The 13,942-nt window shown below is 61.4% G+C and carries 10 protein-coding genes and 1 other annotated feature; of the genes, 3 read left to right on the forward strand and 7 right to left on the reverse strand.

Features of this window, described 5'->3' with window-relative positions; all coding sequences use genetic code 11:
* Positions 1–340 precede the first annotated feature (340 nt).
* The gene (gene pdxR / locus GT019_RS04665) at positions 341–1,807 is read left to right on the forward strand and encodes a MocR-like pyridoxine biosynthesis transcription factor PdxR (protein WP_161741589.1); all 1,467 of its coding nucleotides are present in this window, start codon (positions 341–343) and stop codon (positions 1,805–1,807) included.
* A 104-nt stretch (positions 1,808–1,911) separates the two neighbouring features.
* Here pdxR and GT019_RS04670 read toward each other — a convergent pair whose 3' ends face one another.
* The 6 genes from GT019_RS04670 to GT019_RS04695 form a co-directional block, all read right to left on the reverse strand.
* Positions 1,912–2,115, reverse strand: coding sequence for a hypothetical protein (locus tag GT019_RS04670; RefSeq protein WP_161741590.1), 204 nt, complete (start codon positions 2,113–2,115; stop codon positions 1,912–1,914).
* A gap of 185 nt (positions 2,116–2,300) precedes the next feature.
* Positions 2,301–2,606, reverse strand: coding sequence for a hypothetical protein (locus tag GT019_RS04675; protein WP_161741591.1), 306 nt, complete (start codon positions 2,604–2,606; stop codon positions 2,301–2,303).
* A gap of 195 nt (positions 2,607–2,801) precedes the next feature.
* Positions 2,802–3,341: a TraR/DksA C4-type zinc finger protein gene (locus GT019_RS04680; protein WP_161741592.1), complete on the reverse strand. Its 540-nt coding sequence runs from the start codon at positions 3,339–3,341 to the stop codon at positions 2,802–2,804.
* A gap of 160 nt (positions 3,342–3,501) precedes the next feature.
* Positions 3,502–4,293, reverse strand: coding sequence for an aldo/keto reductase (locus GT019_RS04685; RefSeq protein WP_161741593.1), 792 nt, complete (start codon positions 4,291–4,293; stop codon positions 3,502–3,504).
* 31 nt (positions 4,294–4,324) lie between these two features.
* Positions 4,325–5,137, reverse strand: a complete 813-nt coding sequence (locus GT019_RS04690; protein WP_161741594.1) for an NAD-dependent epimerase/dehydratase family protein — start codon at positions 5,135–5,137, stop codon at positions 4,325–4,327.
* A gap of 231 nt (positions 5,138–5,368) precedes the next feature.
* Positions 5,369–7,150, reverse strand: coding sequence for a glutamine--tRNA ligase/YqeY domain fusion protein (locus GT019_RS04695; protein ID WP_161741595.1), 1,782 nt, complete (start codon positions 7,148–7,150; stop codon positions 5,369–5,371).
* Positions 7,151–7,225: 75 nt separating this feature from the next.
* Positions 7,226–7,485, reverse strand: a binding site (T-box leader).
* A gap of 202 nt (positions 7,486–7,687) precedes the next feature.
* Between GT019_RS04695 and GT019_RS04700 the strand changes: the two genes are divergently transcribed.
* A complete protein-coding gene (locus tag GT019_RS04700) occupies positions 7,688–9,316 on the forward strand; it encodes an S-layer homology domain-containing protein (RefSeq protein WP_161741596.1) in 1,629 nt (542 codons plus the stop codon).
* Positions 9,317–9,483: 167 nt separating this feature from the next.
* On the opposite strand, the gene GT019_RS04705 is transcribed toward GT019_RS04700, so the two are convergent.
* Entirely contained in the window at positions 9,484–11,940 is a 2,457-nt protein-coding gene (locus GT019_RS04705) for a glycoside hydrolase family 38 N-terminal domain-containing protein (protein ID WP_161741597.1), read from the reverse strand.
* A 498-nt stretch (positions 11,941–12,438) separates the two neighbouring features.
* Here GT019_RS04705 and GT019_RS04710 point away from each other — a divergent pair, with 498 nt between their 5' ends.
* Complete coding sequence (locus tag GT019_RS04710) at positions 12,439–13,719, forward strand: stalk domain-containing protein (RefSeq protein ID WP_161741598.1); 1,281 nt, start codon at positions 12,439–12,441, stop codon at positions 13,717–13,719.
* Positions 13,720–13,942: the final 223 nt, after the last annotated feature.

The following is a 13,942-nucleotide window of genomic DNA, read 5'->3' on the forward strand; positions in this document are numbered from 1 at the left end:
CACTCCCTCCCAGGCAGTCGCCCGTTCGTCGTGCCCTGCCGGCGCGGCGCGACGCGGATGGCATCGATCCGAAGACCTGTACCGTTCATACGCTGCAGGACACCTGCTTGATGACCATCATAGAAGATAAACAAGGGCATGAAACCATCCAATGACGGATGAAATCGAACCCTCCACTTGCTGCCCGGGATTCCGGTACGGCGCGCCTCGCCGGTTTCATAAGCCAGGAATAGCCGAATAATCGTCACGGTTAACGCGGAATCAGGCCGGGATGCATCGGGAAAAAGTGGTATGATAACAATCGAATCGTCGTTATCGACAAGCCGGAGGTCGTCTTATCATGTGGAAGCCCGATCGAGACAGCAAGAAGCCGCTGTATGAACAAATCGCCGATCATCTGGAGCAGCGGATCGCCTTCGGCGAATTTCCGCCGGGCAGCCGGCTTCCTTCCGAACGCAGGTTGGCGGAACAGCTCGGCGTCAACCGCAGCACCGTCATTCTGGCGTTCGGGGAGCTTCGCGCGCTCGGCATCATCGAGAGCCGCGCGGGCAGCGGGACCCGCGTAAGCACGAGCAAGTGGGAGGCCGCGCCCAACCATGCGCCCAATTGGCGCCGGTACGCGGAAGGCGGCGGTTTCCTGCCCAACCCTCCTTTCATGCGCAAAATCCGCGAATCGCTCGCGCGGCATCCCGAGCTGATCGATTTCGCGAGCGGCGAGCTGTCCGCGGATCTGGCGCCGACCGAGGAGATCGCCGCGCTGATGAGCGAGCATCGCTATGCTTCTTACCTGGGATACGACAATCCGCAAGGCTATATCCCGCTAAGGCAAGCGCTCGTCTCGTACCTGGAGCGGCATCGGGGCATCCGCGCGACCGAATCTTCGATCCTCGTAACGTCCGGATCCCAGCAATCGTTGTTCTTGATCACCCAGTGCCTGTTGTCCCCGGGCGACGCCGTCGCGATCGAAGACCCTTCCTATTGCTATTCGCTGCCCATGTTTCAATCGGCCGGGCTTCGGCTGTTCCGCCTTCCCGTCGACGAATGCGGCATTCGTCCGGAGGATATTCGCGCGCTATACAAGAAGCACCGCATCAAGATGGTGTTCACGAACCCGAATTATCAGAACCCGACCGGGACCGTGCTGAGCCCGGAGCGGCGCAAGCAGCTGTTCGAAGTCGCAAGCGAGCTGGGGCTGCCGATCGTGGAGGACGATCCGTTCGGTTTGACTTCGTTCGAACCGAACGTCCCGGCTCCTCTCAAATCCTTCGATGCGAACGGCTCGGTCCTGTACATCGGCTCGTTCTCGAAAATCGCGGCTTCCGGCCTGCGCATCGGATGGATGGTCGCGCCGAACGCGATCGTGGAACGGCTCGCGGACGCGAGACAGCAAATGGACTTCGGGCTCAGCGTGATTCCGCAGCAGGTGGTCGCGCAATTCATGGAATCGCCCTATTTCATGCCGCATCTGGAACGGCTGCGCATGCAGCTCCAGTTCAAACGGGACCTGTTGATCGACGCGCTGCGCCGAGAGCTCCCCGGTCAGGTCGCGTTCGCCGTTCCACGGGGAGGCTTGCATCTGTGGTGCAAACTGCTTCGCGAGGTGCATGACGGCAAGCTGCTCGAGGAAGCGATCCGGGCAGGCGTCGTATTCGTGCCCGGCGGCGTATACGGCTCGGATTCCGGGTTCGTGCGGTTCACGTACGCAAGACCGTGCGCGGAGGACATCGGCACGGGCATCGCGAGATTCGCGGAAGCGCTGCGGGAAGCGACGGCTCGGACCCCCGGCGGCCAGACCTCGCCCCGGTAAACGCAAAGAACCACGCCGACCGGAGGTGGCTAACCCTCGCCCCGAAAACGCAAAGAACCGCGCGACTGTTCAAGCCGCGCGGTTCTTTTGCGTTTGCATGCGAATCAATGGTTAAAGAATACCAGCAAGCAAATGCCGGCTACGAGGAGACCGATCACGTAAATCCCGCTTAAGCTGCGCCATTTTCGATCGGTATTTTGGAAATAACCCGGATTTTCCTTCTTGTTGTCCTTCGATTCCCCGATCATGATCGTCCCCACCAAGCCGGCCAACAACACGATTACGACAAGCACGATTAATCCCGTCATTCTCATCACCCGGCTTCATTATAATGAACCGGCCGCGAGAGCGCACCCGCCAATTGCCGGCGGTTCGGACCATCCAATTCGAGAACGTCCAGGGCTTCCGGGCCGCTTGTCCGAGAGAAGTCGTGCGATTGCCAGGCATCCGTATCTTGCGGCGGCTTGCCCCGCGTATTGCTCGTCCGCCGGATTTACCCTTCCGTCACCGCGGCCTCCAAATCGCCGGCGACCTCCATCATCTTGGGAATGACGGCTTCATTGGTGCCGGATACGTAGATATCCCCCTGATAATGACGGAACGGGATCTTCGCCTCCCCATGGCTCCACATGAAGAAATCGCCCTCGATCGACATGGTCGTCGGCCCGGTCACGGTAAACACGGGCGTATAGGAAAATTCCGGCTTGGCCCCGAAATAAAGCATGCATTCCTCCAGGGTGATGGTTTTCGGTTCCCCGTTTTCGTTCAGTTCTCTCGTAATGCGGTAGCGTTGACTCATTGCGATGCCTCCAACCTGATTGTAGTTACCGTTAGTTTACCATAGCGGAGCTCCGGATTGAACCGGAGGCCGAGATGCGCGGCGATCTGCGGGTCGAGCTCGGCTTAGCGCGTCCGCAAAGCAGACAGAAAGACGGCATCGAATCGATGTCGTCCTTTCTGTCCATCCCTTCTATCCGCGCCTTCCGTCCCGTGCTCAGACGTCCTCGTCCGTTCGCACCGTGCCGCTGGCGTTCCCGTATTCCTCCAGCGATTTCCACGCGTCCGCCTCATCGAACCGTCCGGCGTGCGACTGTCTGCCCGCGCCGGCTCCGGCCGGCGGCGGCGTCATGACCTGCTCCTCCACCGGCCGTTCCTCCGATAGCGTATCCGAGGCATGCTTGGCGCAGCGCGCCGCGGCCGGCATCGCCCGCAGCCGCTCGAACGGAATCGGCTCGCCGCATGTCTCGCACCGGCCGTAGGTTCCGTTCGCCAATCGTTCCCGCGCGGCCTCGACTTCCTCCAGCCGTTGACGCAGCCGCTCGTCGATCGCCATGTCCCGTTCGCGTTCGAACGTCTCGGTGCCCAAATCGCCGGGGTGATTATCGTAGGCGGAGAGCTCCCCGGTCGCCGCCGTTTCCGATTGCCGGAATCCGCCGGCCGCGTCCTCGCGCTCGAAATGCGCCTCCAGCTCCTGCTTCTCTTCGCGCAGCAGGCCGTCCAGTTCCCGGAGCTGCGCGCCGTTTAACGATGTCATCGATCCGTCTCTCCCTTCGGCCTTGAAATCGAACGTAGTTCTGTTTACCCCTAGCCGCAAATAGTTGACGCACCGCCGCGCGGGACCAGGCGCCGGCATAGAAAAAGAGGGGCTGGTCGCCCCTCTCGCAAGATGCCGCTATCCTCGGCCGGATTCCGCCTTAACGCGCAAGCCATTCCCGCAGCTGCGCATCCTCCGTTTCGGTCAGCGGCCCGCGGCCGACCGACCGCAGGTTGGCGTGAACCCACTCCGCCTTCCGCATGGAAACGATGACGCGATCGATCAACGGCTCGGCGGCGGCCCAACGCAGCAGGATGCCGGCGGCGGCGTCCTTGTCCGCGCCGATCTCATCCAGCTTCCAGCCGCGGACGAACGGCGACAAGGCGATCGCGTCCATGCCCATCGCTTTCGCCGTCTTGAACATCTCCTTGGCCTCCGGATGGAACGCATTGTACGGGGCCAATACGGCGGATACCGGATGCACGGCCGGCAGCTGCCGCAAATGCCCGAGCTGGGCCATGCCAAGCGCCACGCGCTTGACCTTGCCCGCCTGCACCCAGTCCTGAGCCAGCGCCAACTCTTCCAGGAGCTTCGCGGTATCGTCGTGGGCATGGATCACCAAGAGATCGATCTCGTCCGTCTGCAGTTCGTCCAGCATGAGGTCGAGATGATGCTCCTCGTACGGCGTATAGCCGACCAGCTCGTTTTCCCGGCCGGGCTGCTTGAAGAAATTCCACGCCATGATCCGCGCTTCGTCCCGCCGGTCCAGCTCCTTGAGCACATGCCCGAGCGCGACGCGTTCCTGATAGTACGTCGTGTCGATCAAAGCGATGCCGTTATCGAGACAAGCGGTCACGATCGCGCACTGCTCTTCGAACGACGCATGCGGATCGTTTCCCAACTCCGCGATGAATGAATGTCCGCCCAAGCCCAGCTTCGATTCCATGCTCATGGTTGCCTGGCTCCTCTCTTCGCTTCGTGCGCTACGTTCGTTCGACGATCGTTCCGTCCTGCGTGAATTCCCGGATGAAGGTGCCGAAATTATAACGCGGCTCATATCCGAGCTCCTCGCGTTCCCGCGACAAGTCCATCGTCTCGAGCCGGGCAGGCAGCTCTAGGCGATAGGCCTCGATGAGCCGCTTCGCGCCGGGATACAGCCGATCCCACGCATCTGCGGGAGAGGCCGCATAAGCCTGCTTGTCCGCTTCGGCGAACGCGTCATGCCGCACGATATGATACGTGCCGTACGACTGCGGGCATACGACGGCGGACGCCACGGCTTGAATCACGTCCCGGCGGTCCACGCCGCCGTGTAGCAGCCTTTCGCCGTAGCGGCGCGCATCCGCATAAGGCGTAAAATCCGCCGGACGCAGCAGGATGACCTCGATGCCGTGCTGATCGTGGTAGTAGCGGCACAGCTGCTCGCCGATTTTCTTCGTGTACGCGTAGAAATCCGAACCGTAGAACGACATGCTCGACAGCCATACCACGCGGCGCACGCGATTGCTGACCGCGGATTGGAACATGTTGAAGGTCCCCGTTATATTGAGCTCGTAAAAGTCCCGCTCGGAGCGCTGCCCCATGTGGATGCCGTGCCACGCCGGCGTATGGACGATGACATCCACGCCTTCGGAGGCTTGGTCCAACGCGCCGGGCTCGCGAACATCCGCGGGGTAGAACGGCAGCGTCGTATCCATCGCGGCGATATCCGACAAACGGATCTCGTGCTGCCCGCGCAGCGCCTCGGCCGCGCCGGAGCCCACGCTCCCGGTCGCGCCGGTAATCAATAGCTTCATCTGCTTGTCCCCTCTCCATGATGGTCTCGTCTCCAGTATACCAGCGCGCGCCGCAGCCTGATAAGAACTGAAAAAATGATTACTCACTAACCTTGAAGTAACTAAAGGCCCGCGCGAACGGCGGAGCCGCAAATTAATCCCGAACCTCGCTCATGTCAAAAAGCCGCCGAACGCATGTCGGCGGCTTGCGGCCAGGGTTCAACTATTCGCGCCGCGTCCGGACGGCGGATTTTACGTCTTGCTCCACGAATCCTTCAACGGCACGATTCGATTGAGTATCAGTCCGCCGCCGGGCTCGCTGGTCTTATCCACGCAGAAATACCCGTGACGGAACAATTGGAAGCGATCCTCCCGGCGGGCATCTCCCGCGGAAGGCTCCAGCAAGGCCTCGCTCACGATAACCCGTGAATCCGGGTTCAGCGCTTTCGCCCAATCGCCGCCGTCGTCCTTCGGAACATGCCGGTCCAGCAGCAGCCTGTCGAACAGCCGAACCTCCGCCCGGACGGCATGTTCCGCCGAGACCCAATGAATCGTCCCCTTCACCTTGCGTCCGGCAAACCCCGTGCCGCTCTTCGTAAGCGGGTCGTACGTGCAGCGAAGCTCCGTGATCTCGCCCGTCTCCGGATCCTTGACGGCTTCCTCGCAGCGGACGTAATACGCGCCCTTCAGCCTGACCTCCGAGCCCGGACTGAGCCGGTGAAAGCCCTTGACCGGCTGCTCCATGAAGTCGTCCCGTTCGACATAGACCGTGCGGGAGAACGGAACATCCCGCTTGCCGAGCGCTTCGTTCTCGGCGTTGTTCTCGATCGTCACGTATTCCGTAACTTCCGGCGGATAGTTGTCGATGACGACCTTCAGCGGGCGCAGCACCGCCATGATGCTCGGCGCCGACGCCTTCAGCTCCTGCCTGAGGCCCTGCTCGAGGAGCGAGATATCCACCGTGCTTTCGGCGCGGATGCTGCCGATCTGCTCCATGAACCCGCGAATGCTCTCCGGCGTGAAGCCTCTCCTGCGCAGGCCGCGCAGCGTCGGCAGCCGGGGATCGTCCCACCCGTCCACGAAGCCGCCTTCGACCAGCTGGCGCAGGAACCGCTTGCTCGTCACGACGCCGGTCACGTTCAGCCGTCCGAATTCCCTTTGCCGCGGCGGTTCGCGCGTATCCAGTTCGTTCAAGACCCACTCGTACAAAGGCCGGTGATCCTTGAATTCGTTGGAGCATAAGGAATACGTGATTCCCTCGATCGCGTCCTGGATCGGATGGGCGAAATCATACATGGGATAGATGCACCACTCCGTGCCCGTGCGGTAATGCGCGGCGAAAAGGATGCGGTAGAGGACCGGATCGCGCAGATTGATGTTGGGCGAGCCCATATCGATTTTGGCGCGGACGGTCTTGGCGGACGCCGGAAATTCGCCGTTCTTCATCCGCTCGAAGAGCGACAGGTTCTCCGCGACCGGGCGGTCGCGATAAGGACTGTTCTTGCCGGGCTCCGTCAACGTTCCCCGGTATGCGGTCACTTCCTCCGGCGTCAGATCGCAGACGTAAGCCTTGCCTTTCTCGATCAACGCGACGGCCGCCCGATAGATGGCGTCGGAATAATCCGACCCGTAATAGACGTGGTCGCCGGGATCGTAACCCAGCCACTTGATATCCTCGAGGATCGCGTCGACGTACGCCATGTCCTCCTTCAGCGGGTTCGTGTCGTCGAAGCGCAAATGAAACGTCCCGTTATATCTGGCGGCCACCGAGTAATTCGTATGGATGGCATAGGCGCTGCCGATGTGCAGATAGCCGTTCGGTTCGGGCGGGAAACGCGTGCGCATCGTCCTGCCGAAGGGCTTCGCCGACGCTTCCTCGTCGATTAACTTGACCAGAAAATGGTCGGAGCCGCGTACTTTGCCGCTCGCGTTCTCGTTTTCGTATTCGTTTTTCGTATTAGGCTCGTTTACGCCAGCGCGCTCGCTGCCGATTCCTTCATCATTCTCGTTAAGTTTATCCTTCTCATACCTCATGGCCGACGCCTCCTATGAACAAGCAGAATGGAAATCCGCGCAAATAAAAAAAACCTCACCTCCAAGACCTCCGGTCTTGGGGACGAAATTTTCGCGGTACCACCCCAGGTTCATTAATATGTCGCCATATTAACCTCTTCGAGTGCGGCATTGCCGAACAATGCGATACTCTAGCTCTATAACGGGAGCGCCCGTCATGCCATCCCCCGACTGCAATCAGGTTCCGGCACGCTGCTCGGAGGCTTGATTCGAGGATCGCCGCTTCGCTCCTTCTCAACTGCCGGAGCTCTCTGTGCAAGCGCGCCATCCCTTACTCTTCTCGTCATCGCGTTTGGATATGCTGTAAATGGTAACAAATCGCAATCGCCTTGTAAACCGGCATCCGCGGATCGCGGCCCGATTTCTCCCCCCGGTCGAATCTCTGCGTCAACGCTTACATCCCGCTTCCAATAATTGAGGATAGGTATTCGGGCTTCGAATGATTACGATAGGATCAGTTGTGCTTGCAAAAAACATTCGGAAAGCGGGAACCTGGCTATGATCCGCAAGGATGCGTTTCGACGAACGACGGTTTCATTTCTGCTTATTATGGGAATGGCCGTCGGGTTTTATCCCTCTGCTTCATCGGCGGCCGCCGCGCTGCCTTACGACGATATACGCAATAATTACGCCACGGAAGCGATCGTCAATATGACGAAGCTTCATTTCATAACCGGAACGGGAGATCGCCTCTTCCAGCCGGATAAAGCGATCAGCCGCGCGGAGTTCATGACGATGATCGGGCGCATGCTCGGCATCCGGCCGGTATCCGGCGCGATTCCGCCCTTCGCCGACGTGCCCAAGACGGCTTGGTACGACGCGTGGGTGCAGCCGGCGATCCAGCTCGGACTCGCGGAGGGTACTTCGCCCCGCACGTTCGAGCCTAACCGTGCCGTCACCAGGGAAGAAGCGGCCGTTATCCTGGCCAGGGCATTAAAGCAATCTTCGGCAGCCACGGTCGCCCCGCCGGATGCGCGCTATCTCGATCAGGATCGGATCGCTTCGTGGGCGCAGCCTTCCGTCGCGCGTCTGTCCGTCCTGGGCTTGATCGCCGGCGACGAGAACGGGAACTTCCGTCCCGGGACCTCGATCACGCGGCAAGACGCCGCCGTCCTCATGAACCGGGCATGGACGCATCCGGGATGGTCCGATCAAATGCAGTCCTCGCCGCCCGCGACGATCCAGCTCGGCTGGCAGTATGCCCAGACGACGGCGCAATTCGAACGGCAGGTCGCGCAGTCGACCGTGAATACCTTGTCCCCGCCGTGGTACTACCTCGGGAAGACCGGCGCGATCGAGGATCATGCGGACGCCGCCTTGATCGCATGGGCGCATCAACAAGGCAAGCAGGTATGGGCGATGGTCGGCAACCACTCGGACCAAGCGGCGACGCACGCGATGCTGTCCGACAAGGCACGGCGTCAGGCCTTCGTGCAGCAATTGGCGGAGCGCGTGCGGAAGTACGGCAGCGACGGCTTGAACGTCGATTTCGAGAACGTGATGCCGCAGGACCGGGATGATTTTACGGCGTTCATCACGGCCCTGCATCAACAGCTCACGGCCGTTCCGGCCGTCCTGTCGGTGAACGTCTCTCCGGACCTCGGCTCGGACTGGACGGAAGTCTTCGATTACGAAGCCCTCGGCAAAAACGCGGATTACGTCGTTCTGATGGGCTACGACGAGCATTGGGGCGGCGATCCGGTCGCGGGTTCGGTCTCTTCGCTGCCGTGGCTGCGGCAAGGGCTGAGCGACTTGCTCCTGCAGGTGCCCGCGGACAAAACCATCCTGGCCGTGCCGCTCTATACGCGCGACTGGCAAACTTCCGCCGGCGGCGCCGCCGTATCCGCGGAGATCGATCTCCTGCGGCAGAACAGCCTCGTGCTGTCCAAGAAACCGTCGCTGCATTGGGATGAACGGCTTGGTCAGTACGTCGCGCAATACGGCGATAAGTCCGCGCCGCATCGCATCTGGCTGGAGGACGGAAGATCATTGACCCTCAAAACGAGACTGGGCGATTCGTATTCCTTGGCCGGAACCGCGTATTGGTACATGGGCGGCGAGAGCAGCGACATCTGGACCAGCTTGCGCAACGCGATGCGATACGATGCCTATGACTTCTCGGCTTAGATGCTACGAACCTCGGAATGCGGAAGACGGTCCGGCATGATGGCGCTTCGTAGCCCAATGCGATTTCATAACCTTATGCAATATCCTTCACCGCCAGAAAGGACAGCCCGGCATGAGCTCATGCCGGGCTGTCTTCTTTTAACGACGATCGCGTTTCTTCTGGCCCGTCAAGGCTGCTTCAAGCCCGCGACTTTGATGACGTTCGGCTCCGCATTCATGAGCCGGCAGGCTTGAATGGCCGCGGCCGGGTCGGAGAAGCCGCCCCAGCTCACCGGAAACCGGAATTCGTAAAAGCCGCCGACGGAGGCTTTGAAGTTCGTCTCCCAATAATTGTTCAGCGCCCATGCGTACAACAGCTGCTTCTCTTCCCCCAGCGCGGGATGGCCCGTCAGCTTGCGGGGGCCGAAGGCAAGCGAGCCCGTCTGCAGCAGCGGCGTATCCGGCATCCCGATGGCAAGACCGGCGCCGCCCGCCCAGAGCGCGGCACCTTCCTGAATGCAGTAGAAATCGGTGCCCGTGCCGGGCAGTTGATCGACCGCGGGACGGAAGAGCGTGCCCGTCTTCTCCGCCCATAGCTGCTCGCCCTGCAGACCGGTACGGAACGGCAGCGAGAGATAGACGTTCTCCGGCTCCCATACGGATTGCTTGTGCATCCTGACTTTGACGTCGACTCTCGCTTCCAGCGCGTACGCCGTGACGAAGACCGAGTAGAAGTCCATGCCGTCCGTCTCGAAGGTCAGCTCGACGGTCGCCATCAGCGGTCCTTGCTCGACGCGGCTAACCGCGGTCAAGCGGCCGGCCGTGCGCCGAACGGCCTCGCCTTTGCGGTTGCGGCCCATGCGAGTTCGCGTGCCCGTCGTCTGGCGGCGGTCGGCGACAGGCGTCACTTCGTAGACCGGCGTGAACGCGCCGTGGTCGCGGTCCTCGCGCAGCAGCTCCCGGCCGCTGGCCGCATCCTGCCAGGAGACGATGCCCTCGCCCGGCTGCCAGCGAATCCGCACGTACGGGGAGATCAGCGTGTTATCCCGTACCTGCACGGGATATTCCTCGGCATCATCCGTCAGGCCGGCATCGATAACGCCGTCGGCGCCGATCAGCAGGAAGCTCGACGTCGAGCCCGCGGGCTTCGCGCCTTGCGCGGGGATGATCCGGTAACGCGCTTCGCTCCCCGCTTCCAAGTCGTACGGCACGATGACGAGCGTGCCGCGGGCGGATTTTTGCTTCTGATGCGCGACGTAATCGCCCGTCGTTTCGTTCAGCACCTCGAAGCCTTGGCTGATGACCGGCAGCTGCCAGTAATGGACATGGAGGGCGGCAAGTCCCGTTTTCCGATCGGGCTGCGAATTGATGACGAGGTAGCTGAGGTCCGTCTCCGCGGACAAGGAGACCTCTCCCCTGCTTTCGAGGACGTCGTCCAAGGCCGAGTAGACCAAGCGATGCGCTTCCGCCGCGAATTGCGCTTTGCGCGCTTCCAGCGCCTGCACCATGGGATGCCACGGCTCGCCGATCGAGGACGAATAGCCCCATGTATGCTCCGCGTACATCATCAGGTTGTATTCGGCCGCTTCCAGCAAGCCGTCATCGGCGCGCTTGGCCGCATCCAGCGCGCGCACGGAACGCAGCGTCCGCTGGGCGTCCCGGAACAGCTGGGTGGACAAGGCCGTCGAGGACACGCCGTCCGACCACCAATCCGGCCAATCGCCGCGATGCACGGGAATGTCGGCGTCCGACGCCCGGACCGTATCGAAGAAGCCCTGCAGCGTCGTCAGCTCCAGTTCGATGCGATGGCCGTGCTTCGCGTTCCATTGCTTGATAAAGTCCACGATCGCGGTGTTCGGAGGGGAATTATCCGTGATCAGGCCCGACACCATGATCGGCGCGAAGTCATACGGGTACTGCTCCTCCTCCAGCTGGCGCACGTACCGGCCGATCCGCGTCTCGGCGAACTCGAAATGGTTTTCCATGATCGGAGGCGTATCGAATTCGTCCCTGATCATGTAGGAATGAATCGCTTTGGGGGCGAGCCCGAGCTCGTTGCCGAGATGATAGTGGTCGCCGTTCCAGACCAGCAGCCGCTCGCCGCCCGCCGTTTCCCACCAGAACGGAATTTGCTTGCGGCCGAGCGGGAACATGCCGTGATGCGTGTGCACGCAGGAGAACAGATTCTCGACGCCGGCGTCCAGCAGTCCTTGCGCGTAGCCCCAAGCGTAGCCGTTGATATCGGCCGTCATCGCGGAGCGGATCGACAGTCCCGATTCGTTCGCGTACCGCTGCGCCCTGCGCAGGGATGCCGCCAGCAGCTTATCGTCCAGCAGCTCCGTGAAATTCAAATAATTGCCGGTCACCTCGATGTCGCCGCGCTGGACGGCCTGTTTGAACCGTTCCGGCCAATCGCCCCCCGACGACAGCAGGAAACGCTCGACGGCCCAGAACGTTTCGCAGATCCAGCGGAAGCCCGCCCACTCGGGACGCTTGCCCGAATGCGCCGCTTCGCCGATCTCGATCGCCTGCTTGATGAAATTCACATGATACCGCTCGATCTTCTCTTGGCGGTCCGTATACCCGATATCGGTATGGGAGTGGTGCAGGATATGGAGTTTCCATGGTTTTGTCGGATAGTGCACGGTATACGCTCCTATTCATGGCGGACATGAGTGCCGCTTTCGCTATAATAGCCATAATTATAGAGATTCGCGGGCCGACTGTATTTGAAGGGTCAAGCCAAGTTTTTGTCTTATGCGGACATTGGGGGGCAAATGCCGTAAGTCTCGGCGGGCGAGTCTGGCGTCAATACTGCTGCTCTGCCGGGCGACCGCGTTTTATGGTTCCGCCTCGGGCCGACATGACGCAGGATCGCGGCGAACGGCTCGATCGCCGCGACGATGCTGACGAGCATGGCCGAATTCGGCGCCGCGCGGCATCCGGCCGCGAACGTCCGCGCGCGACCGGACGCCGATGATTTGGCGTACCTCCGCAGCGGCGCCGCGTCGCGGCGCTTGCATGGTCCGCATGGAAAATTCTCTCAATCTCGCAACTCCGCGTACCTCCGCTGCGTTATAATAGAGACCGCTTGCGCGTTCCCGGCAGTCGATTCTATCATTTTGCCCATAAGGAGATGTACGATGCCTCATATTCCTTTCGGTACGAAAATCCGTACCTCGCTGCTTGCCGCCGGCTCGGCGTTGGTCCTGTTGTCGGGACTTACCGGGGCTGCGGCGGCCTCGGCTGCTGCCGCGGTTCCTCCCAAGCCGATCAGCATCCTGCTGGACGGCTTCCCGCTTCCCTTCCCCGCCGCGCCGTTCGTTACGCAGGGCACGACGATGGTTCCCTTCCGCGCGATCGCCGAAGCCTTGAACATCCAGGTCGTGTGGTCCGCGCAGGCGCATACCGTCACGGCTACCAAATCGCGCGACGGCGAGACGACGACGGTCGTGCTTCGCCAGAACGACAAGAAAGCCGCCGTCAACGGGCAGCAGCAGCTTCTGCGCGTGGCTCCGACGTCGAAGAGCGGCTCCGTCTTCGTGCCGCTCGGCTTCTTCAGCTCGCAATTCGGAGCCGCCGTGAACTGGGACGGGGCGGCGCAAACCGTCTCGATCACGTCGCCCGCGGAGCCCATGTACTCGGAGGCGTTTTACGCCATTTCCTCGTACAAGGAAGTCGGTCTCGTGCGGAAGTTCAATGCCGTCTCGTTCGGCTGGACGCGCATCGACGAGACGGGCAATCTGACCTTGGAGGGCAAGGATTTCTTCTGGCCTGAGGCCGCGGGCGACGTGACGCCCGAATCGATCGTCCAGGATGCGGCCGATGCGGGAGGCAAACCGAACCTGATGGCGGTCGCGACCGACGGCAAGGGCGAGCTGACCAAGCTGCTGCAGGACGCGGCGCTTCAGGCGAGCGTCATCGAACAGCTGGTAACGCTGGCGACGGACAACCATTTCAGCGGCATCACGCTCGATTTCGAAGGACTTGGATTATCCGGGGATCTGCCGGCGATTCAGCAATCGTTCACGGCTTTCGTGAAGAAGCTGGATCAGCGCGCGCAGGCGGCGAATCTGAAGCTGACGCTGGCCCTCCATCCTCTCAACAGCTCCTATCGCGGGTACGATTACAAGCAGCTGAGCGCTTATGCGGACGAAATCATCATCATGGCCTACGAATACTCGTACGAGAGCGGGCCCGAGCCGCTGAACCGCATCGACGAGGCGATTCGCCTCGCGGTAAACGCGGTGCCGAAGTCCAAGCTCGTGCTCGGCATCTCGATGGGCAGCGAGACCGACCTGACCGTCGCGGGCAAGATCGGACTCGCCAAACGATACGGCCTCAAAGGCGTGGCCTTCTGGCGCCTCGGCCTCATGGGCGAGAAGACGATGAGCGCGATCGGAAAGTCGATCGAGCTGCCGTAACGGAAACGCCGGCGGCCTAAGCTCCGCCAAGCGCGGCTCCGGCCGGGCATGCCGATAACGGAAGCAGCGCCCGGACGCAACATGGCGCAAAAAAATCCCCCTTGAAGCAGACGCACGCGGAACAACAACCGCTTGCATCGCTTAAGGGGGATTTTTACTTGCATGGGGACTTTTTATGCCCCTGGCTAATTCAGCGTCCTGCCGGCTCCATTAATCTGCTTAT

Source organism: Paenibacillus glycinis, from assembly GCF_009909185.1.
Lineage (GTDB): Bacteria > Bacillota > Bacilli > Paenibacillales > Paenibacillaceae > Paenibacillus_Z > Paenibacillus_Z glycinis.

Coding starts and splice junctions, on each gene's coding strand:
- pdxR (WP_161741589.1), top strand. CDS start 341: ATGTGGAAGCCCGATCGAGACAGCAAGAAGCCGCTGTATGAACAAATC.
- GT019_RS04670 (WP_161741590.1), bottom strand. CDS start 2,115: ATGACGGGATTAATCGTGCTTGTCGTAATCGTGTTGTTGGCCGGCTTG.
- GT019_RS04675 (WP_161741591.1), bottom strand. CDS start 2,606: ATGAGTCAACGCTACCGCATTACGAGAGAACTGAACGAAAACGGGGAA.
- GT019_RS04680 (WP_161741592.1), bottom strand. CDS start 3,341: ATGACATCGTTAAACGGCGCGCAGCTCCGGGAACTGGACGGCCTGCTG.
- GT019_RS04685 (WP_161741593.1), bottom strand. CDS start 4,293: ATGAGCATGGAATCGAAGCTGGGCTTGGGCGGACATTCATTCATCGCG.
- GT019_RS04690 (WP_161741594.1), bottom strand. CDS start 5,137: ATGAAGCTATTGATTACCGGCGCGACCGGGAGCGTGGGCTCCGGCGCG.
- GT019_RS04695 (WP_161741595.1), bottom strand. CDS start 7,150: ATGAGGTATGAGAAGGATAAACTTAACGAGAATGATGAAGGAATCGGC.
- GT019_RS04700 (WP_161741596.1), top strand. CDS start 7,688: ATGATCCGCAAGGATGCGTTTCGACGAACGACGGTTTCATTTCTGCTT.
- GT019_RS04710 (WP_161741598.1), top strand. CDS start 12,439: ATGCCTCATATTCCTTTCGGTACGAAAATCCGTACCTCGCTGCTTGCC.